Source organism: Alsobacter metallidurans (assembly GCF_014636935.1).
GTDB classification, from domain to species: domain Bacteria; phylum Pseudomonadota; class Alphaproteobacteria; order Rhizobiales; family Beijerinckiaceae; genus Alsobacter; species Alsobacter metallidurans.
The window spans coordinates 1,401,385-1,423,015 of sequence record NZ_BMES01000002.1; the positions used below are offsets into that span (position 1 = coordinate 1,401,385).

The 21,631-nt window shown below is 66.8% G+C and carries 19 protein-coding genes; 12 read left to right on the forward strand and 7 right to left on the reverse strand.

The window, feature by feature from the left end; genetic code table 11:
• Nucleotides 1–23: 23 nt before the first annotated feature.
• On the reverse strand, nucleotides 24–434 hold the full coding sequence (locus tag IEV99_RS17020; protein WP_188518926.1) for a flagellar assembly protein FliX: 411 nt from the start codon (nucleotides 432–434) through the stop codon (nucleotides 24–26).
• Nucleotides 435–632: 198 nt separating this feature from the next.
• On the opposite strand from IEV99_RS17020, the gene IEV99_RS17025 reads away from it, so the two are divergent.
• The 12 genes from IEV99_RS17025 (at nucleotide 633) to flaF (IEV99_RS17080) (ending at nucleotide 12,138) form a co-directional block, all read left to right on the forward strand.
• The gene (locus IEV99_RS17025) at nucleotides 633–1,757 is read left to right on the forward strand and encodes a flagellar basal body P-ring protein FlgI (RefSeq protein ID WP_188518927.1); all 1,125 of its coding nucleotides are present in this window, start codon (nucleotides 633–635) and stop codon (nucleotides 1,755–1,757) included.
• Nucleotides 1,757–2,191, forward strand: a complete 435-nt coding sequence (locus tag IEV99_RS17030; RefSeq protein ID WP_188518928.1) for a rod-binding protein — start codon at nucleotides 1,757–1,759, stop codon at nucleotides 2,189–2,191. Before IEV99_RS17025 ends, IEV99_RS17030 begins: the two co-directional genes overlap by 1 nt.
• On the forward strand, nucleotides 2,181–2,651 hold the full coding sequence (locus IEV99_RS17035) for a hypothetical protein (RefSeq protein ID WP_188518929.1): 471 nt from the start codon (nucleotides 2,181–2,183) through the stop codon (nucleotides 2,649–2,651). The genes IEV99_RS17030 and IEV99_RS17035 overlap by 11 nt, the downstream gene beginning before the upstream one ends.
• 339 nt (nucleotides 2,652–2,990) lie before the next feature.
• Nucleotides 2,991–3,374 (forward strand): hypothetical protein, encoded by a 384-nt coding sequence (locus IEV99_RS17040; RefSeq protein ID WP_188518930.1) that lies wholly within the window; start codon nucleotides 2,991–2,993, stop codon nucleotides 3,372–3,374.
• Between the two features lie 266 nt (nucleotides 3,375–3,640).
• On the forward strand, nucleotides 3,641–4,492 hold the full coding sequence (locus IEV99_RS17045) for a flagellin N-terminal helical domain-containing protein (RefSeq protein ID WP_188518931.1): 852 nt from the start codon (nucleotides 3,641–3,643) through the stop codon (nucleotides 4,490–4,492).
• A 209-nt stretch (nucleotides 4,493–4,701) separates the two neighbouring features.
• Nucleotides 4,702–6,096: a flagellin N-terminal helical domain-containing protein gene (locus tag IEV99_RS17050; RefSeq protein ID WP_188518932.1), complete on the forward strand. Its 1,395-nt coding sequence runs from the start codon at nucleotides 4,702–4,704 to the stop codon at nucleotides 6,094–6,096.
• A gap of 118 nt (nucleotides 6,097–6,214) precedes the next feature.
• A complete protein-coding gene (flaF, locus tag IEV99_RS17055; RefSeq protein WP_244643904.1) occupies nucleotides 6,215–6,643 on the forward strand; it encodes a flagellar biosynthesis regulator FlaF in 429 nt (142 codons plus the stop codon).
• Nucleotides 6,644–6,921: 278 nt separating this feature from the next.
• Nucleotides 6,922–8,214, forward strand: a complete 1,293-nt coding sequence (locus tag IEV99_RS17060; RefSeq protein WP_188518933.1) for a flagellin N-terminal helical domain-containing protein — start codon at nucleotides 6,922–6,924, stop codon at nucleotides 8,212–8,214.
• Between the two features lie 301 nt (nucleotides 8,215–8,515).
• Nucleotides 8,516–9,820, forward strand: a complete 1,305-nt coding sequence (locus tag IEV99_RS17065; RefSeq protein ID WP_188518934.1) for a flagellin N-terminal helical domain-containing protein — start codon at nucleotides 8,516–8,518, stop codon at nucleotides 9,818–9,820.
• 198 nt (nucleotides 9,821–10,018) lie between these two features.
• The gene (locus IEV99_RS17070) at nucleotides 10,019–11,329 is read left to right on the forward strand and encodes a flagellin N-terminal helical domain-containing protein (RefSeq protein WP_188518935.1); all 1,311 of its coding nucleotides are present in this window, start codon (nucleotides 10,019–10,021) and stop codon (nucleotides 11,327–11,329) included.
• Between the two features lie 58 nt (nucleotides 11,330–11,387).
• Complete coding sequence (gene flbT, locus IEV99_RS17075) at nucleotides 11,388–11,780, forward strand: flagellar biosynthesis repressor FlbT (RefSeq protein WP_188518936.1); 393 nt, start codon at nucleotides 11,388–11,390, stop codon at nucleotides 11,778–11,780.
• The gene (flaF, locus tag IEV99_RS17080) at nucleotides 11,764–12,138 is read left to right on the forward strand and encodes a flagellar biosynthesis regulator FlaF (protein WP_188518937.1); all 375 of its coding nucleotides are present in this window, start codon (nucleotides 11,764–11,766) and stop codon (nucleotides 12,136–12,138) included. The genes flbT and flaF (IEV99_RS17080) overlap by 17 nt, the downstream gene beginning before the upstream one ends.
• A gap of 84 nt (nucleotides 12,139–12,222) precedes the next feature.
• Here flaF (IEV99_RS17080) and IEV99_RS17085 read toward each other — a convergent pair whose 3' ends face one another.
• The 6 genes from IEV99_RS17085 to IEV99_RS17110 form a co-directional block, all read right to left on the reverse strand.
• The gene (locus IEV99_RS17085) at nucleotides 12,223–13,653 is read right to left on the reverse strand and encodes a flagellin N-terminal helical domain-containing protein (protein WP_188518938.1); all 1,431 of its coding nucleotides are present in this window, start codon (nucleotides 13,651–13,653) and stop codon (nucleotides 12,223–12,225) included.
• 14 nt (nucleotides 13,654–13,667) lie between these two features.
• Nucleotides 13,668–15,518, reverse strand: coding sequence for a flagellar hook-associated protein FlgK (gene flgK, locus IEV99_RS17090; protein WP_188518939.1), 1,851 nt, complete (start codon nucleotides 15,516–15,518; stop codon nucleotides 13,668–13,670).
• A 26-nt stretch (nucleotides 15,519–15,544) separates the two neighbouring features.
• Entirely contained in the window at nucleotides 15,545–16,894 is a 1,350-nt protein-coding gene (locus IEV99_RS17095; RefSeq protein WP_188518940.1) for a flagellar hook protein FlgE, read from the reverse strand.
• Between the two features lie 293 nt (nucleotides 16,895–17,187).
• Nucleotides 17,188–18,540, reverse strand: a complete 1,353-nt coding sequence (locus tag IEV99_RS17100) for a flagellar hook protein FlgE (RefSeq protein ID WP_188518941.1) — start codon at nucleotides 18,538–18,540, stop codon at nucleotides 17,188–17,190.
• Nucleotides 18,541–18,679: 139 nt separating this feature from the next.
• The gene (locus IEV99_RS17105) at nucleotides 18,680–19,729 is read right to left on the reverse strand and encodes a YcjF family protein (RefSeq protein WP_188518942.1); all 1,050 of its coding nucleotides are present in this window, start codon (nucleotides 19,727–19,729) and stop codon (nucleotides 18,680–18,682) included.
• Between the two features lie 13 nt (nucleotides 19,730–19,742).
• Entirely contained in the window at nucleotides 19,743–21,200 is a 1,458-nt protein-coding gene (locus tag IEV99_RS17110; protein ID WP_188518943.1) for a YcjX family GTP-binding protein, read from the reverse strand.
• Nucleotides 21,201–21,631 lie beyond the last annotated feature (431 nt).

The following is a 21,631-nucleotide window of genomic DNA, read 5'->3' on the forward strand; positions in this document are numbered from 1 at the left end:
CGCGCGCGCCTTGCGACCGCCCCTCAGCTCCGCCGCGCCAGCTTGGCCAGCTCCACCTCGGCCCGCAGCTCGATCTGCGCCAGCACGTCGTCCAGGCCAGGATCGTCCGTCGCGTCGCGGCGTTCGGCGAGTTGCTGTTTCAGGCCGAGGAGCTCGCCCGTGCCGATGCGGCCGTTGAGCAGCCCGGCCTTGAGGCGGTCCAGCGAGGCCAGCATGTCGCGGCCGCGCTTGGCGACCTTGCGCTTGCGGGCGAGCGGGTCGTGCTCGGCCTGCAGCACCAGCAGGGCTTCGATGCCGCCGAGATTGGACGCCTGCGAGGGCCCCTGCGCGGAGCGCGCCGCCGGCGCCTCGCCAAGCGAGAAGGCGCCGCCCGCGGTCCGGCGCGGGGCGGCGGGGACCTGGGCGCCGATCGGCGACTTCCCATCGATGCGCATGCGCGAACTCCATTCGACGACGTCATGGTCGAGCGTCATGGTTAAGGCCGTGTTAAAAGCCCGGCAAGAGCTGCCGCATGCGCCCGGCGCCACCAGACCGTAACGGCCGGGCGCTGCCGGGCGGTTTCGGCGTTCACTCGCATTTTCAACGCTTTGCGCCCCGCCTGCCGCTGGCACGCTTCTGGCGAAGCATGCGCCATGGTCCGCATCGCCACTCGCCTCCTCTGCCTCGCCGCCGCGCTCGCGGCCAACCTCTCGGTCGTTCCGGCCGCGCAGGCGGCCTCGTCCCGCATCAAGGACATCGCCTCCATCGAGGGCGTGCGCCAGAACCAGCTGGTCGGCTACGGCATCGTGGTGGGCCTGAACGGCACCGGCGACACGCTCAACAACTCGCCCTTCACCAAGCAGTCCGGCACCGCCATGCTGGAGCGGCTCGGCGTGAACATCCGCGGCGCCAACATGCGAACCGCCAACATGGCGGCCGTGATCGTGACCGCGAACCTGCCGCCCTTCAGCGCACAGGGCACCCGCATCGACATCACGGTGTCGTCGCTGGGCGACGCCAAGAGCCTGCAGGGCGGCACCCTGCTGGCGACGCCGCTGCTGGGCGCGGACGGCGAGGTCTACGCGGTGGCGCAGGGCTCGGTGGCGATCTCGGGCTTCTCGGCCGAAGGCGACGCCGCCAAGATCACCCGCGGCGTGCCCACGGTGGGCCGCGTGGCCGGCGGCGCGCTGATCGAGCGCGAGATCGAATACGCGCTGAAGGCTCAGAAGACCATCCGCCTCGCCCTGCGCAACCCGGACTTCACCACCGCGCGCCGCATGGCGGCGGCCATCAACGACTTCATGGGCGCGGACACGGCCGAGCCCGTCGATCCCTCCACGGTCACCATCCAGCCGCCGCCGAACTACCGCGGCAACATGGTGCAGCTGATTACCGAGATCGAGCAGTTGCGCGTCGACCCCGACCAGGGCGCCCGCGTGGTGATCGACGAGCGCTCCGGCATCATCGTGATGGGCAAGGACGTGCGCGTCTCCACGGTGGCGGTGGCGCAGGGCAACCTCACCGTGACGGTGACCGAGCAGCCGGCCGTGAGCCAGCCCGCGCCGCTCTCGCAGGGCCAGACCGTCGTGGTTCCCCGCACGGGCGTGTCGGTCACCACCGGCGAGGGCAACAAGCTCGCGCTCGTGAAGGAAGGCGTCACGCTGCGCGAGCTCGTGGACGGGTTGAACGCGCTCGGCATCGGCCCGCGCGATCTGATCGCGATCCTGCAGGCCATCAAGGCGTCCGGGGCCCTCCAGGCCGACATCGAGGTGATGTGATGGGAATGACCGCGCTCGCGCCCGCCGCCATCGGAGCCTCCGCGTATGCGGCGGTCGCCGGAAAGGTCGCCGACAAGGATCGCGACCCCAAGATGAACAAGACCGCCCAGGACTTCGAGGCGATGTTCCTGGAAAACGCCTTCGGGCAGATGTTCTCCGGCCTGCAGGGCGAAGGCCCGCTCGGCGGCCAGGGCGCGGGCGCGGAGATCTATCGCGGCATGCTCACGCAGGAATACGCCAAGACGGTTTCCAAGCGCGGCGGCGTCGGCATCGCCGACAGCGTGTATCGCGAGCTCATCCGCATGCAGGAGCGCGGCGGCGCGGCCGGCGGCGCGGCCCGCCACGCGCTTGCGGCCAACAAGGCGGCCGCGGCCGCCGCAACGGCTTCCGCGGCGGCCGCCGCCAACCAGGATGGCGCCCGCCATGGCTTTTGAATCCAACGCGACGCGCATCGCTTCGGCGGCCGACGCCGAGCGCTTCGCCGGCCAGATGATCGACGTGATGCAGACGCTGGAGCGCATCATCGGCGAGGAAACCGCGCTGCTGAAGCACTCGCGCCTGCGCGAGGCGACGACGCTGACGCAGGCCAAGACCGACGCGTCCCGGCATTATGTCCACGCCCTGGAGGCGCTGCGCGCCAACGCGGTGGCGCTCGCCCGCTGGGCCCCGGCGGCCGTGCCGAAATTGAAGGCCGTCCAGCGCAGCCTCTCGGACGCCGTGCAGATCAACATGGCGGTGATCGCAACCACGCGCTCTGTGTCGGAATCCATCGTCCGAACCCTCGCCCAGCAGGTCGCGGCCCCGCGCACGCTCACCACCTACGGCGCCGCAGGTGCGGCTGCCAAACCCAACCGCCCGGTCGCGACGCCGCTCCTGGTGTCCCGCTCGCTCTGAAGCCGAGCAGGTTCGCGGACGGCCCGCGCCCGGCCTGGCCGGGCCTCTCCGCCATCCCCCAACCGTCATCCCCGGCTTGCCCGCACGTTTCACGCGTGCTGGAACTCCGGCGTGGCAGGGACGAGCCCGGCAGTAATGGCGAGCCCCGACGGGCAAGCTCACGAAGTGACGCCGTTAAGCATCTTGCCATCGATCGCCGCTAAACCGGCGTGCATATGCGTCCGCGCAACTCGTCATGCGCGATTTTTACCATCTTACGATACTTTGGATTCAGCTTTGCACGCTATGGTGGCTGCGTGCGGCCTAGAACCGGGCCGATCACGTCGAGAGGATTTCGACATGGACATCGGCCAGACCCCCCGGCCGGTCGCCAGCGTCGGAACGCCCGTCCGTGCGGAGCCGTTACCGACGCCTGACGCCGTGCGTACAGAATTGCCCCCCGCCTCCACGGTGGTGGCGGCCACCGAAGCGCCCCCCGCCCGCCTCGACGTGTCCCGCACGGCCGCCCGCCTGCAGGAGGCCGAAGCCGCCGCGCAGGACGCCATCAAGCGCAACCTCACGGTGGACCAGGAAACACGCCAGGTCGTCTACAAGGCTGTGGACACCCGCTCGGGCATGACCGTGGAGCAGATCCCCGACGAGTCTCTTCTGAAACTGCGCGCCTATGTGCGGGCAAGCTCCCAGGCCGGCGAAAGCAAACCCTCGGCCGGGACAACGGCCTGACGACCCGCCCCAGAGCCAGACACGCCCCAAAGGCCGCCCTCCCAGGCGGCCTTTTTCGTTCATGAGTCATCAACATTACCCACCAATGAATAAACAAAGCATATACCTTTAGTATTTCTGAATTAATGGCTCAGTATCCAATTACAGTTTCATTATCGGTAACACGTATCAACGATGTTTGTTTGATTGTTGTTATCAAGCGCCATGACATTACTTGTATCAACAACCAGGACGGTTGGCAGGTTCATCCAGAAGGAAATACAGTCATGGCCATCTCGCTCTCCGACAGCATGCGCGCCTCTCTCGTCGCCCTCACGAGCATCAACGACGACATGAGCACCTCGCAGACTCGCCTCGCGACCGGCAAGAAGATCAACACCGCCGCCGACAACGCCGCCGTGTACTTCCAGGCGAAGAACATGACGGACCGCGCCGCAAACCTGGACACGAACACGGCCACCATGGCTCTGGGCCTCAAGACGATCGCGGCCGGCGTGGAAGGCCTGGCCAACATCAAGAAGATCATGAGCGCCCAGCTCAGCTCGATGCAGAACGCCAAGACGGGCAGCAATGACGAGCGCAAGGCGGTGGCGGATGCGTTCCGCACCATGCTGGGCCAGATCAACGGTTACGTGAACGACGCCGACGTGCTTGGCCAGGGCAACCTTCTGAAGGGCAACAAGCTCACGCTGAAGATGAACGACGACGGCTCGAGCACGCAGGACGTCAAACTGAGCGGAGCCGTGGACGCCACCACGCTGGGCTTCAACTACACGGCCGCCACGGGCGTCTCGACGGACGCCGATACCGATTTCACGGATGACGTCGCCGGCAACGCCGAACTCGACGCCACCATCACGCTGATGACCACGGCGCTGTCCAAGGTGAACACCTCGGCCCTGTCACTCGGCTACCAGAACTCGGTTATCAGCTCCCGCATGGACTTCAACAAAACGCTGCTGAGCGCATTGAAGGATGGCGCGGACAGCCTGACGGCCGCCGACATCAGCGAGGAAGCCGCCAAGGTCGGCGCCGCGCAGACCCGCCAGAGCTTCGTGATGAACGGGTTGAGCATCACCAAGCAGTCAGAGCAGAGCCTGCTGCAGCTGATGCGCTGAGATTTTTTGAAGCCGAAGAACAGGGCGGGAGCGATCCCGCCCTTTTCGCTGTTGAGGCCAGTTGCCAGACGCAAACATCCTGAGTTGAAAAGTATAATTATTGCAACTTAAGCGAGTTTACATATTTTTTTAGGTTACTTCGGCATTATCCTTAGCAAGTTCCGATCCGGCTCTCGTCGAGACGCCGCGCTTGATAAAGGAATATCCCGATGGCGACCCCGATTTCCGGCCAGATGCGTGCAAACCTGCTCGCCGTGACCTCCCTGAACGATGACATGACCATGACCCAGAACCGGTTGAACACCGGCCGCAAGGTCAACACCGCGCTCGACGATCCGGCGACCTACTTCAAGGCGCAGAATTTCACGAACCGGGCGTCGTCGATCGACGGCGTGAACAAGAACATCGCGCTGGCGATGAGCAACGTGAAGCAGGCCGACGGCGCCATGACCACGATGCTGAAGAACATGAACGCCCAGCTGACCGCCATGAAGGACGCCAAATCGGTGGCGTCGGGCACCGCGGCCGCGGCTGTAGCGATCACCGGCAAGGTGGCGTTCGCGGCCACAGACAGCATGTTGGACGTCGCCGCCAACAACATGAACGCCAACAAATTCCAGAACGGCGACGTGGTCTCGATGACGATCACGAACAGCGCCGGCGTTAGCCAGACACGATTCTTCCAGGCCGCCACCACGCCCGCGACGACTGGAAACGGCCTCACGGCCACTACAGGCATCCAATTCAACGACGCCAAGTCGTTGATGGACGCCGTAAAGGCGGCTTTCGGCGACACGCAAATCACCGTCCCGACGCTTGGCGCCACGGCTGCGAACCTGAGCCTGACGCTGAAGGATCCGGCCAGCAGCCTGAACATCACCCAGGTCACCAACAAGTTGAACACCGGCGATGTCGCCGCGTCGAACAACGTCGCCGATATCGGCGCGATTTTCGGCATGCCGACGGCCGCTGCCGCTTTGGCTGCGCCGCCCGTGGTGTCTGACCTGGCGCAAGGCCGGAGCATCACCTATTCGCCGACCGCCGCAACAGTGAACCAGGCCTCGCTCGACACCCGCAAGGCGGTCGCCGACGGTTATCGGACCATGCTGAACCAGATGTCGGCGCTCGTTTCCGACGCCTATGTGCCTGGACAGGTCAACCTTCTGAACACCGCGGCCGGCAACGTGGTCAACCTGAACGCGGACGGCTCCAACAAGCAGACGCTTAAGCTGGGCTCCATGCTGGACGTCGCCACGCTGGGGTTCAACTTCAACGTCGCGACGCAGGCCTCCACGGACGCCACGGGCAATTTCGCCACTGACGTGGAACTCCAGAACGCCATGAACAAGCTCGACAAGGCGATCCAGACGGTCACCCGAGAGCAGAAATCCTTGGCCAACCAGAGCGCCATGCTGAACAACCGTTCGAGCTTCAACAAGGACATGATGAACGATCTGAACGGCAACTCGGACCTGCTGATAGCGGCCGACGCGACGGTGGAAGCCGCAAACCTGGCCTCCATGCAAACCAAGCAGGCGTTCGCCACCAACAACATGTCGCTGACCAAGCAGAACGAATCCGGACTTATCCAGCTTCTGCGCTGATACCGGCCACAATCACGAAGACAAACGGCAGGCCTCGCGCCTGCCGTTTCTGTTTTCTGCGTCACAAAAAGATCATCAAATCTACGCGCTTACGTAATTTTAACCACGATCAGCTTTGATGAACGACGAACCCCGAAGGGTTCAGAACATCCAGAAGGAGCTACCGACGCCGATGAGCTACGCCAAGCACGCGCATGCCTATGGCCAGGCGAGCAAGGCCGGCCTGTCCGGCCGGGAGCTGGAAGCCGCCGTTCTGATCGAATGCGCCGCCGACCTGCAGCGCGGCGTCATGGCGCTCGAGACCCAGCCCCGGCTGCTGGACGAGGCGCTGGCCAAGAACCGGAAGCTGTGGAGCATCCTGGCGGCGGGCGCGACCGAGGCCGACAATCCGCTCCCGCGCGACCTCAAGGCCAATATGGGGCGCCTCGCGATCTTCGTGTTCAACCGGACGCTGGACCTCGTGATGAAGCCCACCCCCGAAGCCGTGCAGCCGCTGATCGACATCAACCGCAACATCGCGGCAGGCCTGCGCGGCTCGCCGGCCTGAACTCTCTCGCGCCTCGCAACGGCAGGCGCCGCCCAGGTTGTTGCGCGAGAAGCCCGACCCGAAAGCCGCCGCGCGCCTCTGCCGGCGGCTTACCACGTCTTCACGCTTTCTTCACCACGCCGGCCAATCAGCCCCCCTACCCGCCTCCACAACCCGCACAACCACAAACACAACCATTCCGAGTAAGCAGTCCTTCAGACCTGCACGCCTAGGTTGTCCCCTGTCGCGAGTATCGCGGCCCGGCAGAACGCCGGTTCATACCAGAAAGGTGACCTCCCATGGCCGTAGCCATTTCCGCTGGCGTGCGTAACGCCCTCGCTTCCCTCCAGTCCGTTCAGTCGCAGGCTCAGGCGACGCAGAACCGTCTGGCGACCGGCCGCAAGGTCAACTCCGCCGTCGACAACGCCGTCAACTACTTCACGGCCGCCGGCCTGAACGACCGCTCCAGCCAGCTCTCGGGCCTGCTGGACGGCATGAGCAACGCGGTTCAGACCATCCAGGCCGCCTCCAAGGGCCTCGACAGCATCACCAAGCTGGTCCAGTCCGCGCAGTCCACGATCAAGCAGGCCCAGGCGGACGCTCTCGCGAACCGTCCCACCAAGGCCGGTTCGGTCGGCCTCTCGAGCACGGCTGAAGCCGCTCTCACGGGCAAGAGCGTCAAGGACACCACCCTCGACAAGGTGCTCGAAGGCACCACCGCGACCGCGACTGCGTCCACGGCCGGCGTCGTCGGCGTGGCGGCTGGCAGCGACGTCGTGATCACGGCGGGCAACTCCACCTACAAGTTCACCACGAACAGCACCATGACGGTGCGCGACTTCGTGAACAACATCAACAACTCCGGCATCGCGACCGCTTCGATCGACGATAACGGCAAGTTCACGATCACGGGCTCGGGCTCCAGCGCCCTGAAGTTCAGCGTCGGCACGGCGGCGTCCACGGACGGCGCGTCCAACACCAAGCTGAACGGACCGTCCGGCACGGGCTTCGCGGCGACTGACTACACCACCACGGCGTTTACCTCGACCGCGACTTCCACCACGCGTTCGAACCTGATCCAGCAGTTCAACGACCTGCGGACGCAGATCGACAACCTGTCCAAGGACTCGGGCTTCAACGGCTCGAACCTGCTCGACGGCAACAAGCTGTCGATCGTGTTCAACGAGAAGACCGGCTCCAACCAGAACAAGCTCGACGTGCAGGGTCAGACCATCACGGCGGCCAACCTGGGCATTGGCACGGCGGCGAACGGCGGATCCGGCACGGCCGGCTCGACCAACTTCCAGGACGACGCCGAGCTCGCCAACGCCGGCCAGGCGCTGACGAACGCTCTCAGCTCGATCCGGTCGTTCGCCTCGACCCTGGGCTCCAGCCTCTCGATCGTTCAGACCCGTCAGGACTTCACCAAGTCCATGATCGACACCCTGAGCGTCGGCGCCGACAGCCTGGTCAACGCTGACCAGAACCAGGAAGCCGCCACCCTCCTCGCGTTGCAGACCCGCCAGCAGCTCTCGCAGACCTCGCTGTCGCTCTCCAACCAGGCGGACCAGGGCATCCTGCGCCTGTTCTGATCCAGAACGGATCTTCGACAAAGAGGCGGGGCCAAAAGCCCCGCCTTTTTTGCGTTTGGGCAAAACCCTTCGCGCGGCGGTGTAAGGCGCTGAATCGAAACGCGAAGCACAGTCCGCTAAGACGTGGAATCGCTTAAGGTTTCGTTCAGCATAAAGGGCGGCCCCTGCAACTTCGGGTGGCCAAAAAAATGATTTCAATCAAGATTTTAAGCAGCGCTTCATAATCGCAGCTCTAGCGTGTCACTGCCTGGCGAAACAACCGGGTCGGCAGAATGCCGTTTCTGACCAGAAAGGTGACACCATGCCCACAGCCATCACGTCCGGCGTTCGCAACGCCCTCAATGCTCTCCAGTCCATTTCGGGCGACGCGCAGGTCTCCCAGCAGCGCCTGGCTACCGGCCGCAAGGTGAACTCGGCCGTCGACAACGCCGTCAACTACTTCACCAGCATCTCGCTGAACTCGCGCGCCGACCAGTTCACAAGTTTGCTGGACGGCATGTCCAACGCCGTGCAGACCATCAACGCGGCCTCCAAGGGCATCGACAACATCACGACGTTGATCAAGTCCGCCCAGTCCACCGTCAAGCAGATGCAGGCCGAAGCCACCGCCAACCGGCCCACCAAGACCGGCACGGCGCTGACGACCGCGGCGGAATCTGCGCTGACCGGCAAGAGCCTCAAGGACACCACGCTCGACAAGCTCATCGGCGGCGCCGCCGCCGTCACCGCGACGGCCTCCGTGGTCGGTAACCTCGGCGCCGGCGCGGGCGTCGCCACCGCGCTCACCATCGTGTCGGGCACAACCACCTTCACGTCCAACGCGCTCAGCAGCACGACCTCGACGGTTCGCGACTTCGTCAACGAGATCAACAAATCAGGCATCGCGACAGCGTCCATCAACGACAGCGGCCAGCTTGTCGTGAACGGCACCGGCTCAAACACGGTGCAGATCGGCTACGGCCAGGGCGCCACCAACGCGGCGGCTCTCACGGCAGCGCAGTCCGGCACGGGCAACACCGCCTTCGGCCTCGCGACAACCGACTACACCACCGGCATCGCGGCGTCGGGCGGCAATTCCGCCGTACGCGCCAACCTCATCCAGCAGTTCAACGACCTGCGCTCACAGATTGACAATCTCGCCGAGGACGCCGGCTTCAACGGCACCAACCTGCTCAACGGCAACAAGCTGTCCGTGGTCTTCAACGAGAAAACCGGATCGGACCAGAACAAGCTCGACGTGCAGGGCCAGACCATCACGTCGTCGAACCTCGGCGTCCTGACGGCCGGCACCACCACGAGCGCCACGACCTTCAACGTCCAGAACGACACCGACCTGAGCACGGTGGCGGATTCGCTGACCTCGGCGCTGTCCTCGCTGAAGTCCACCTCGTCGAGCCTGGGGTCGAGCCTCTCTATCGTGCAGGCCCGGCAGGATTTCAGCAGGTCGCTGATCACCAACCTGCAGACCGGCGCGGACAACCTCGTCAACGCCGACCAGAACCAGGAAGCCGCCACGCTCCTCGCGCTGCAGACGCGCCAGCAGCTCGGACAGACGGCGCTGTCGCTGTCCAACCAGGCTGCCCAGGGAGTGCTGCGCCTGTTCTGATCGCGGCGCCGCACAACAGGTAGCCGGAAGGCGGGGGCGCTCCCCCGCCTTCCCTTTTTTGGCGAGCGGGGTCATCCATTTGCGCCTCTTGGTTGTTTTTTTCGAGTTCGGTTAACCTTTGGTTAGGGTTAACAACCAATGATTGCGTCGATCGGCGGGGTGCAACCCGCTCCGTCAGAATGAAACGGATCGACGCCCATGGCCACCAATACCGTCCTGTCTCAAGGAGTTCGCAACAACCTTCTCGCCTTGCAAGACGTCGCGGGGCAGTCGACCGTCGTCCAGCAAAGGCTGGCCACGGGCCGGAAGGTCAATTCTGCGGTCGACAACGCAGTGAACTACTTCACGAACCTTGGGCTCAACGATCGAGCCAACCAGCTCTCGAGCCTGCTCGACGGCATGTCCAACTCGGTGCAGACCATCCAGGCCGCATCCAAGGGCATCGACTCGATCACCAAGCTGATCCAGACCGCGCAATCCACCATCAAGCAGGCGCAGGCCGACGCGCTGGCGAACAGGCCCACCAAGTCCGGCACGGCTCTCTCGACGGCGGCGGAAGTCACCGCAACGGGATCGAGCCTCAAGGACGTGACGCTGAACAAGGTGCTGGGCGGCGCCGCGGCCGTGGCGGCGACCTCCTCGACGGCGGGCGCGGTCGGCATCGGCGCGGGCGCCTCCGTGGCGCTGACGCTCACCTCCGGCAGCACGACCTACACGTCCTACGCGCTGACGCAGACGTCGACGGTGCGTGACCTCGTAGCCGAGATCAACAAGTCCGGCATCGCCACCGCGAGCGTGGACGACAACGGCAAGCTCGTGGTCACGGGCTCGGGCTCCAACACGCTGCAGATCGGCGTCGGCCAGGGCGCGAGCAACGCCGCGGCGCTGACCTCCGCGCAGGCCGGCGGCTCCAACGTGGCGCTCGGCTTCCTGGCGGCGGACGCCACCACGGGCGTGGCCTCGGCGGGCGGCTCCTCGGCCATCCGCTCCAACCTGATTCAGCAGTTCAACGACCTGCGCACGCAGATCGACCAGCTCGCCAAGGACGCCGGATACAACGGCACCAACCTGCTCGACGGCGACAAGCTCTCGATCATCTTCAACGAGAAGACCGGCGCCAACCAGAACAAGCTGGACGTCCAGGGCACGACCATGACGGCCGCCAACCTGGGCATCCTGCAGGCCAGCACCACCACGTCGGCGACCAGCTTCAACATCCAGAACGACGTGGACCTCACCCAGGCTTCGGACGCGTTGACCACCGCGCTGGCCTCGCTGCGCTCCACGGCCTCCAACCTCGGCTCCAACCTGGCGGTCGCGCAGACCCGGCAGGAATTCACCCGCAACATGATGACGACGCTGCAGACCGGCGCCGACTACCTCGTCAACGCGGACCAGAACGCCGAAGCCGCGAACCTGCTGGCCTTGCAGACCCGCCAGCAGCTCAGCCAGACGGCGCTGTCGCTCTCCAACCAGGCCGACCAGGGCGTGCTAAGGCTGTTCGGCTGATCGCCGGGCGGCCGGGGCCAGCCCCGATCAATCAGGTTTCCGGTCCAGGAGGGACGACATGGCGCTCAAGGTCGAACTCAAGCCAAACGAGCGGATCATTATCGGCAACGTCGTGCTGCGCAACGCCGACGCGCGCATCCGCTTCTTTATCGAGGGGCATGCGCCGATCTTGCGCGAGAAGGACATCCTCACGGCCGAAACCGCCGACACGCCAGCCAAGAAGATCTACCTGGCCGTGCAGCTCATGTACCTGGACCAGGACACGGCGCGCTATCACGATGCTTATTTCCAGCTCGTGCGCGACTTCCTGAGCGCCGCGCCCAGCGCTTTACCATTAGTTGCAGAAATCAATAACCTAATCTTAAGTGGTGATATCTACAAAGCCTTGAAGGCTTCGAAGAAGCTGATCGACTACGAGGCGGAGTTGCTATCCCATGCAGTACGCGGCTAACGCATACGCGAAAACGCAAACAGCCGCCCTGCCCCCGCGCGATCTCGAAGCCACGCTCCTTCTGAAGGCGGCCAGCCGCCTCCAGGCCCTGCTCGACGACTGGGAAGGTCGCAAGCAGGATGTCGATTCCGCCGTCACGTATAACCGCAAGCTCTGGACCATCCTGGCCTCGTCGGCCACCGAGGAAACCAGCCCGCTGCCGATGGCGCTGAAGCAGAACGTCGCCAGCCTGGCGTTCTTTGTGTTCAACCGCAGCCTGGACGTGATGATCGCGCCCGCTCCGGAGAAAATCTCGCCGCTGGTGAACATCAACCGCGAAATCGCCGCCGGCCTGCGCGCCCGCCCCCAGGCCGCCTGAGCGGCCCGTTCGCGTTCCGGCTGCCCGCCCGGCGGCCTCTCCCGGTCATCACACGCCGAAGCCAGACGACGCCGGCTTCCTGCCCTACAGGTAGTTGACCAGCGACAGCTTCGACAGCATCGAGGTGGTCTGGTAGCTCGCCTGCAGCTGGTTCTGCACGGCCAGGAGCTGCGCGGCCACCGACTCGGTCGTGACATCCTCGACGCTCGATAGCGCGTTTTCCAGCTGCGCCTGCGTGTCAGTGTTGCGCTGCTTCGCCTCCTTCACGGCGACCTGCCCGAGCGCCAGGTCGGTGTGCGCGCTCTGAATCGTGTAGGCCTTGCCGGCGATCGGGCTGGCCGGCACAACCGGGTTGCGGATCTGGTCCGAGACCCGGGTCTTCAGGGCTGCGTAGCGGTCGCCGTCGGTCGCCACGGTGGTGGAAAAGCTCTCGGCCGCGAAGACGCCGAGCTGCGCCAGCAGGTTCTGGAACGCCGGCTCCGACGCCTCCATGCCGAGCCCGACGGTCTGGTCCTCGTCCACCCGCGCGGTTGCGCTGGCGCGGGGAGTCGCGCTGGTGTCGCCGCCGTACCAGTTCGCCGTGTCGGCAAAATAGTCCTTGGCGCCCGCGACCGAGGAGGCCGCCGAGAAGTCGGCCGACGTCGTGAGGGCGGTGACCGCCGACGTCATGGCCGTGTTGAAGGCGCCCGCCGTCACGGCGCCGCTGCCGCCGATGAGGAACGAGATTTCGCCGGCCCCCGCATCGGGAGACGGCACGACGCTGCGCGCCACGACCCTCACCGTTGAGGTCGCCCCATCCGGCATCAGGACGTCCATCGAGAAACTCTGGCCGTCCGTGGGCGTCGTCGCCGAGAAATCGAAGCTCTTGGGCGCCGAAAGCTGCAGCCCGTAGGTGGGCGCCGGGGCGACTGCCGGCGCGGGGGCCGTCACGGTCACGACGGAGCCGGCCGTTGCGATTGTCAGCCTGCCCGGGTTGGCGGCCGTGCCGCCGTCGTTTGTCTTGCGCGCCGCGATGGCGGCCTTGATGCCCGCGATCATCGTGTCGGCGTCCACCGTCACGGCCTTCTTGTCGGCCGCGCGGCCGGCGAACAGCGATCGGCCGGCGTAATCCTGGTTCAGGAGGTCGATCGTCTCCTGAAGGTTGGACTTGGCCGCCTTCTGCTGCAGCGTCTGGCCATTGGAATCGAGCTCATAGGCGGAGAGCACGAGCGACTTGGAGAGGTCCGAGCCGATTTTTTCCATGCGGGTGAGCGCCAGGTCGGCGACGCCTGTTCGCGCGGTGGCGTCCTGGATCGTTTGCGCATAACCGCTCAACGCGGTGAGCGTCTGGCGCACGTCGAGGCTCTTGGCGCGGCCGGCGCCGAGCCCCTCATAGGTGTCGGAGAGCTTGCCGGTGCTGAGCTGGCGCTGAAGGTCCGTGAAGCTCGCCTTCATGTCCAGGATGCGGGACGTGCTCTGGCGGTTCCGGACCGTGTCCAGCGAGAAGGCTCCATAGCCGCTTGGCGTGATCGACATCGGGTTGTCCTTCCTCACATCCGCATCAGGAGATCCATCATCTCCTTGACGGCGCTCATGATGCGGGCGTTGGCCGAATAGGCGTTCTGGATCTGCACCAGGTTGGCGAGTTCCTGGTCGACGCTGACGCCGCTGGTTTCCGAGAAGCGGCTCTCGATGGAGGCCTGCACGACCTGCTGGCCCTCGTCGAGCCGCTTGGCCGACTCGGCGTTGGAGCCCTGCACGTCGACGATGCGGTTAAGGTAGTCCGACACCGTCCCGGTGTAGGGCGACGCCGTCGTGCCCACGCCGCCCACCGCCGTGAACGGAGTGGCGGCCTTGGTCAGGGCATCCAGCAGCGCTTTCGGGCGCGTGTCGTCGCCGGCCGGCGTGGTTGGGGAATAAACCACCAGGTCGCTGGCGCTCAACGATGAATTGAGGCCGATGCGGCTGGCGAAGCCGGCGCGCTGCGACACGCCCCCATCCAGCGAGCCCGTATACGCGACATTGCCGCCGGCCGCGTCCACGAACAGCGGCAGCGCCGCGCTGCCGGGCGTTCCCGACGACGCCGTCGCGGTGATCCCGGCGCTCATGCCGGTGACGTCGGTCGTTCCCGCCGCGCCGTCGTCGACGATGCGCAGCGTCGAGCCCGTGTTGCTGACCGTGAATTTGCCAGCGCCGAAAGCCGCGTCGAGCTGGCTCTGCACCGACGCGAGGGCGCCCGCCGGGCCCGACGTGAAGGAGGCGCCGATCTCGAGGTCGTTCGGATCCGGCGTGGCGTTGGCCGGCAGCGTCCCGCTGGTCAGCGACACGATCGAGATCGTCCGGGCGACGCCCCCCACGGTGGCGCTGATCGTGATCGCATTGCCGGGCTTCAACCCGGCCGTGTCCACCTCGAAACCGCTGGTCCCGACCGCGACGCCCGCCTGCTGGCGCGTCGAGGCCGCGCTGGCCAGCGACGCCGCGAGGGTGTCGAGCTGCGCCTGCGCGTCGACGAGCGACTTGTCGCGCATCTCCACCAGGGCGGCGATCTCGCCCGAGCGGATCAGGCCCTGGCCGAGCACGTCCACGGTGCGGCCGGACTGGTCCGTCATCGTGATCGTGCCGACCGCGCGCTTGGCGGGATCGATGTCGTAGAGCGCCGTCGCGCTCATCGGCCGCTGGTCGAAGCTGAACTGCGCCGGCGACCCGGTGTCGTAGAGCCGGAGCCCCGCGCCCGTGGCCAGCGACACCGTGCCGAACGGTCCGTCCGTGACCTTCACGTCGATCAGCGTGGCGAGTTCGTTGATCTGCGCGTCGCGCTGGTCGAGCAGACCGGCGTCCTTGCCCTGCGTGGCCGCCACGCGGGCGTCCGACGCCGCGATGCCCTTCAGCAGCGCGTTGACCCGCGTCACGTCGGCCCCGATTGCGCTTTCGGCGTTGGCGCGCAGGTCCTGGATGTTCCGGGACGCCGTGTTGATGCCACGCGCGAGGCTGCCGGCGGCGTTCAGCGCCGCCGTGCGGGCCGAGGCGTTGGACGGGTCGGACTGCAGCGCCTGCAGGGCGTTGGTGAACGAGCCCATCATGCTGGTCAGCGCCGAGCTCGAACCCGGTTGCCCGAACACGTTGCTGAGCTGGCTGGCGTAGCTGGCCTTGGCGGCCGTGTATCCCGAACCGCTGGTCTCGGTGCGCAGCTCCTTCTGGAGCACGGAATCGAGCAGCCGGATGATACCCTCGATGCGCACGCCCCCCGTGCCGCTGCCGTTCACGGTCTCGACCGTGACGGCGCTGCGACGGGAATAGCCCTGCGTCCCCGCATTGGAGACGTTGCCGGAAATCACTTCCATCTGGGCCTGCGTCGCACGCAGGCCGCTGAGGGAGTTGCCGAGGGCTGAGGTGAGGCTCATGGCTTCATCCGTTCATTCATCCGGCTTCACCGGATGATGTTGATGGCGTCCTGCAGCATCTGCTGCGCCGTCGTGACCACGCGGGTGTTCGCCGAGTAGGCCTGCTGGGTGACGATCATCTTGGAGAACTCGTCCGCGATGTCCGTATTGGAGGCTTCAAGCTGCGCGCCCATGATGTTGGCGCCGTTCAGGCCGTAGAGCGGCTGGCCGGATTCGAGCGTCTCTTCGAAGGTCGAGCCGTCCATGCGCTTCAGCGAGTCCGGGGCGTTGAAGCGCGCGATCTGCAGCTGCGCCAGCGCCACCGTCTGGCCGTTGGAGTAGCTCGCCACCACGCGGCCGTCGTCCGAGATCGAGACGTCGTTGAGCTTGCCGGCGGGGTAGCCGTCCTGCCGGATCGAGGTGGTCTTCACCTGGCCGGACACGTCCTCGTACTGGCTGACGCCCGTGCTGACGTCGAGCTTCAGCGTCACGCCGTCCACCGTGAGGCCGGTCAGGTCGGCCGTGCCAGCGGCCGGAGCCGTGAGCTTGCCGGCCGAGTCGAACGTGAACGCCGTCGGCGTGGAGGCCAGGGTCGTGCCCTGCCCGGCCGCGATCCACTTCAGCGAGGTTGCGCTGGTCGAATCGTAGGCCGGGTTGGCGTAGTAGACGTTCCAGGTGTCGGTCCCAGTTTTCGCCCAGCGCAGTTCCACGGTGGTGGGCGTGCCCTGGCCGTCATAGGCCGTCACGGTTCCGCCCGTGACCGTATGGTTCTGAAAGTTGGTTTCCTCCGCCGCCGTCACGCCGGTCGCCGGCACGGCGTAGAGGTCGCTGCCCGGCGTGGCCGGGCTGTAGGACGTGGTCTGAGGCGTGCTCGGGATGTTGGCGCGGTACTCCACCGTCGTGGTCGCCCGGGCGCCGACGAGGTCCGAACCGATCTTCAGCACCGTGGGGCCGCCCGCGACATTGCCGGTGATCGGGTCCAGCGCCGAGCCGACCATGTACCGGCCCGCCCCGTTCACCAGGAAGCCGTTCTTGTCGACCGTGAAGTCGCCGCGCCGGGTATAGAGATCGCGCTGCGAGAACACCGGCAGGCCCGCCTGCGTGTCGGCCCGGTCGCGGACCACGAAGAAGCCTTCGCCGTTCAGCGCCACGTTGGTGGACACGCCCGTGGACGTGTAGTTGCCCGCGATGGTGTTGGTGCCGCGCGAGAACGCCGTCACGGAGCCGCCGACCTGCTGCTTCAGCGGGTAGCTCGGGACGAGGTCCATGAAGCTGGTGTCGACGCGCTTGTAGCCGGTCGTTTGCGAGTTCGCGATGTTGTCGGAGATGTTCTCGAGCGCGTAGGACTGGGCCCTCAGCCCCGTCACCGCATTGGTCATCGCCCCGAAGATACTCATGTGGCACAGCCCTCTGGATGCGCGCCGCCCCCCGGGGCGTGTCGCTCGATCGAGAAGGAAACACGCAACGCGTGTGCCACACGGAGTTACATGTGATTGCAACGACTTAGGACGTAAACTTTCGGTTGCAAAATTACTGGATGCACGCGTCTGCTCCGGCCACCCGGCAGTATTTGCCGGGGGCGCGAAGCCTTGGGCCGCCCACCAGGATAGGCGCGCGAAGCCGCCGTCCTGCGTTTCCGGCTGATCGGAAAAACGGGCGACTTCGGCGGTCCGGTGAGGCGTGGTTGCCATCAGCGCACGATGTTGATGGTGTCTTGCAGCATCTGCTGCACGGTGGTGATGATCTTGGTGTTGGCCGAATAGGCTTGCTGCGTGACGATCATCTTGGAGAATTCCTCCGCGATGTCGGTGTTGGAGCCTTCCAGCTGCCCGCCCATTACGCCGCCGCCGTTCAGGCCGTCCAGCGGCAGCCCGGCTTCCAGCGTCTCCGAAAAGGTTGATCCATCCTCGCGCTTCAGGCTGTTCGGCGCATTAAAGTGCGCGAACGCAACCTGGGCGAGCGGGGTGGTGACGCCGTTGGAGTAGCTCGCGACGATGCGTCCGTCCGCCGTGACCGAGACGTCGTTCACGGTGCCGGCCGCGTACCCGTCCTGCTTCAACGACCGGACATTTACCCCGCCGCTGCTGCTGGTGTCGTTGTACTGCGTCAGCCCCTTGCTGAAATCGAGCTGCATCGTGACGCCGCCGATGGTCAGGCCGGTCATGGCCGTGGCCCCACCCGTAGGCGCGGTCACGGCGCCCTTTGTATCAAAGGTGAAGTCCGTGGCCGCCGCCGCGGTGGTTCCCCGGCCCGCCGCAATCCACTTCTGCGATCCCGCCGTGGCGGCGCTGTATGCCGGGTTTTGGTAGTAGACGTTCCAGGTGGACGGCCCCGTCTTGGCCCAGCGCAGTTCGGTGGTCGTCGGAGCGCCGACGCCGTCGTAGAGCGTCACGGTGCCGCCCGTGACCGTGCGCTTCAGGAAGTTCGCTTCTTCAGCCAGCGTGACGCCCGTCCCCGGAACGGCGTAGCGGTCGCTGCCGGGCACGGCTGGGTCGTAGTTGGAGGTGTGCGGCGTCTCCGGCAGGTTCCCCATGAACTCAACCGTGGCGCTGGCTTTCGCGGGCACCAGCCCGGCGCTGAGCTTGATCGGCGCCGGCGCGCCCAAGGCTGCGCCCGTTGTCGCGTCCAGCGTGCTGCCGACCAGGAAGTAACCGGCGCCATTCACCAGATAGCCGTTCCGATCGACGCCAAAGTCGCCTCGGCGCGAATACAGGTTGCTTGTCGAAAACGTGGGGACGCCCGCGACGCTGCCGACCGCCTTTCGGACCTGGAAGAATGAATCGCCCGTGATCGCCATGTTGGTGGCGTTGCCGGTCGCCTGATAGCTGCCCGAAATCGTGTTGGTGCCGTGGGCGAACGCCATCACGGTGCCGCCGATCTGTTGCGAGAGCGGGTAATCCGGCACCAGGTCCATGAAGCTCGTATCCACCCGCTTGTAGCCGGTGGTCTGCGAGTTCGCGATGTTGGAGGAGATATTTTCGAGGGCGTAGGACTGGGCCCGCATACCCGTGACCGATGTGGTCATCGCGCCAAAAAGACTCATGGCAAAAACCTTCTGGTTCCAGGCGACGTTCTGTCGTGCAACCAGCGACGCAACCGCCATGCCAAACGGTTGCGCTTTAGCAATCAAGAACTTGCGCCTTGTCGGCTCGGCGTCGGCCGGCGGAATTGGCCCCTTTCTGTCAGTTGTCGGCGGCAGTTTTTGCCGGGCCGCGGTCGAACAGGAAGCCCGCGACCTCCCGGATGGAGGGAGGCGGCCTGTCCGCGAAGGGAAGCGGCCGGCAGACCGCGATGGCCGAGAGGCCGACCCGCGCGGTGAGGAGCCCGTTCAGCACGCCCTCGCCGAGCTTGGCCGAAAGTCGCGCCGCGATGCCGTGTCCGAGCACCTGCTGCACGAGGCTGTCGCCCATCGCCATGCCGCCCGTGACGGCGAGGTGGCCCGCGACCGCCTTGACGAGCCGGATGGAGCCGAGAAAGCCCGGCCGGCCCCCATAGATCTCCGACACCCGCCGCACCAGCCTGAGCGCCTGCGCGGCGACAAACAGGACGTCCAGCAGCGCCTTGGGCGAAATGGTGGTGACGATGGACACCCGCCGGGCGGCCGCCGCCACGGCGGCGCGGGCCTCGATGTCCAGCGGCCCGAGCAGCTCGCGCTCGGCGAGGCGCACGAGGTCGGCGCCGTCGATGATGTCGGTGGCGGTGTCGTCCAGCCGCGCCCGGCCCCGGGCCGTCTCGGGCCGCGCCGCATAGAGCGCCGCCAGCGCGGCCGCGATCGCCCGGCCCTTCCGGGCGTCGTCGGACGCCAGGGCGGCCTCGGCCCGGATCTTCAGCTTGCCGATGGCGCGGCCGCGCCAGATCGAGCGGATCTCGCGCAGGGCGAGCGCCAGAAGCGCCAACCCGGCCAGTGCGGCCAGGCCCAGCGCCACCGCGCCGAGCAGCGGATTGTCGGCCAGCAGGGAGGCGACAAAGCGCTCGATCGCGACGCCCAGCCACAGCGTCAGCAGCCCGCCGGCCGCGCTCGCGAACAACCCGCCCCAGCCGAACAGCCGCTTGCCGAGGCCAAGCTCCGCCTCGCGCTCCTCGACCGCCTCCTCGACGACGGCCTCCTCGAACACAGCCTCGTCGTCCGTGTCGCGGATCGCGATCGCGGCCTTGGGCAGGTCCTCGCCGGCCGCCGTCGGGCCGAGGCGGACATTCGGATCATCGAGCCGAAAGGCGCGGGGCGCTTTCATCGGGCGGCCTCCGTCATGTCAGTCGGTCTCCGAGCAGATATTCGAGGGTGCGGTCCAGCCTGATGTGCGGCAGCACGCCGGCCTGTCCGTCCGGGCCCGTGGCGACGGATGGCGGCCTGAACCGCACGAAGCGCAGGCCGTAGTCGGCGACGCCGGCCTCGGCCAACGCCTTGGCGGCGTCTTCCGGCAATTCGCCCGGGAACACCGCCGCCTCGGCGGTTCCGTCGAACCGCTCCCCGCCGATCACTTCGCCGGCGAGCGGCGTGCCCACGATGGCGGCGAGCTCGTCGCGGCCCTGCCGCACCTGCGCCTCGCGGGTCGCCCGGATGCTCGCGATCGCGACCACGTCGGCGCGGGCGCCGAGCCCCTCGGCCCGCCGCCTGGCGCGGTCCACCAGCAGCGCCAGCACCTTCTCGAGCCGGTCGTGGCTGGTGTGGTGCAGGTGGTCGGCCTTGGTGGCGGCGAACAGCACCCGGTCGATGCGCGGGCTGAGCAGGCTGGAGAGCATCGTGTTGCGGCCGGTGCGAAAAGAAAGAAGCACGTCGTCCAGCGCCTTCTCGAGGTCCGAGACGGCCGCCGGCCCGGCGTTCAACGCCGCCATGGCGTCCACCAGCACGATCTGCCGGTCGAGCCGGGCGAAATGGTCGCGAAAGAATGGCCGCACCACGTGCGAGCGGTAAGCCTCGTAGCGCCGCGCCATGGTGGCGGCGAGCGAGCCGGCGGGCGGCTCGGCCCCGGGCGGCAGGTCGAGCGGCGAGAAGGTGAGCGCCGGCGATCCCTCGAGATCGCCCGGCATCAGGAACCGCCCCGGCGGCAACGCCGAGAACGACAGCGGCTCGACGCGCGCCGCCTTGAGGGCTTGCCGGAACAGCTCGGACAGGCGCCGCGCCGCGTCCTCGCCGGCGGGCTTGAAGGGGTCCAGCGCCGCCAAGGCGTCCAAGAACGGCTGCGAGCCTTCCAGGCGTCCCGGGCTGCGGCAGGCCGCCACCGCCTCGGCGGCCCACTCGGCGTAGCTCTTGTCCAGCAACGACAGGTCCAGCAGCCATTCGCCCGGGTAGTCCACGATGTCCAGCGTCAGCGTGCGCGGGCCCGAGCGCCAGCTCGTGGCGCTCTCGTATTCGATCACGACCCTGAGCTCGGCGATGCGACTTGTGGACTCCGGCCAGCGCCGGTCCGGCCCGGACAGCGCCGCCAGGTGCTCCTCATAGGCGAAGCGCGGCACCGCGTCGTCGGGCTGGTGCTCCAGCGTCACCTTGCGGATGCGGCCCTGCGCATAGGCGCGGAACACCGGCAGCCGCGCGCCGCGCAACAGCGCGTGCACGAGCGCGGTGATGAACACGGTCTTGCCCGAGCGCGACAGCCCGGTGACGCCCAGCCGCAGCGTCGGCCGCGCCAATCCGCCGAGGCTGTCCGCCAGCGACTGTGCGGCGATGCGCGCCTCGAAGGCGAAATCGGAAAAGGAAGGAGGCACGTGCGGGCGGATCCGGCGGCGATCGGGATCAGGTATGTGGGGTCTCGGCGCCGCCTTGTCGAGCGCAGGACGAGACGCGCGTCGGCGTTCTCCGTCCGCGCGGAGGTGAGGCAATCAGGTGGAGGGGCGCCGCGAGGCGCCGGCCCATCTAGGGTTTTACGCGTAGGATTCGGACGGGCCGACGCCTCGCGACCGGCGATTTTGAACCTTTCCGACCCGCGCTCCGTCCTCCGGGCCGCTCCTTGTGGGCAGCGACCGCGAGGGTGTTAAGGTGGCCGCGTCCACGGCCCCACCGTAGTGTGGGGCGGGCGGGCTGACTGCCGGACGTTGGGTCGGCCGAGGCTGTTACCCCTCGAACCCGCCGTCCGGCCGCTCCGGAAAGGCCTCCCGGGAGGGTGGGTCCGGTATCCCCACCCGCGCAGGCGCCGCGC

Coding starts and splice junctions, on each gene's coding strand:
- IEV99_RS17020 (WP_188518926.1), bottom strand. CDS start 434: ATGCGCATCGATGGGAAGTCGCCGATCGGCGCCCAGGTCCCCGCCGCC.
- IEV99_RS17025 (WP_188518927.1), top strand. CDS start 633: ATGGTCCGCATCGCCACTCGCCTCCTCTGCCTCGCCGCCGCGCTCGCG.
- IEV99_RS17030 (WP_188518928.1), top strand. CDS start 1,757: ATGGGAATGACCGCGCTCGCGCCCGCCGCCATCGGAGCCTCCGCGTAT.
- IEV99_RS17035 (WP_188518929.1), top strand. CDS start 2,181: ATGGCTTTTGAATCCAACGCGACGCGCATCGCTTCGGCGGCCGACGCC.
- IEV99_RS17040 (WP_188518930.1), top strand. CDS start 2,991: ATGGACATCGGCCAGACCCCCCGGCCGGTCGCCAGCGTCGGAACGCCC.
- IEV99_RS17045 (WP_188518931.1), top strand. CDS start 3,641: ATGGCCATCTCGCTCTCCGACAGCATGCGCGCCTCTCTCGTCGCCCTC.
- IEV99_RS17050 (WP_188518932.1), top strand. CDS start 4,702: ATGGCGACCCCGATTTCCGGCCAGATGCGTGCAAACCTGCTCGCCGTG.
- flaF (WP_244643904.1), top strand. CDS start 6,215: ATGAACGACGAACCCCGAAGGGTTCAGAACATCCAGAAGGAGCTACCG.
- IEV99_RS17060 (WP_188518933.1), top strand. CDS start 6,922: ATGGCCGTAGCCATTTCCGCTGGCGTGCGTAACGCCCTCGCTTCCCTC.
- IEV99_RS17065 (WP_188518934.1), top strand. CDS start 8,516: ATGCCCACAGCCATCACGTCCGGCGTTCGCAACGCCCTCAATGCTCTC.
- IEV99_RS17070 (WP_188518935.1), top strand. CDS start 10,019: ATGGCCACCAATACCGTCCTGTCTCAAGGAGTTCGCAACAACCTTCTC.
- flbT (WP_188518936.1), top strand. CDS start 11,388: ATGGCGCTCAAGGTCGAACTCAAGCCAAACGAGCGGATCATTATCGGC.
- flaF (WP_188518937.1), top strand. CDS start 11,764: ATGCAGTACGCGGCTAACGCATACGCGAAAACGCAAACAGCCGCCCTG.
- IEV99_RS17085 (WP_188518938.1), bottom strand. CDS start 13,653: ATGTCGATCACGCCAAGCGGCTATGGAGCCTTCTCGCTGGACACGGTC.
- flgK (WP_188518939.1), bottom strand. CDS start 15,518: ATGAGCCTCACCTCAGCCCTCGGCAACTCCCTCAGCGGCCTGCGTGCG.
- IEV99_RS17095 (WP_188518940.1), bottom strand. CDS start 16,894: ATGAGTATCTTCGGGGCGATGACCAATGCGGTGACGGGGCTGAGGGCC.
- IEV99_RS17100 (WP_188518941.1), bottom strand. CDS start 18,540: ATGAGTCTTTTTGGCGCGATGACCACATCGGTCACGGGTATGCGGGCC.
- IEV99_RS17105 (WP_188518942.1), bottom strand. CDS start 19,729: ATGAAAGCGCCCCGCGCCTTTCGGCTCGATGATCCGAATGTCCGCCTC.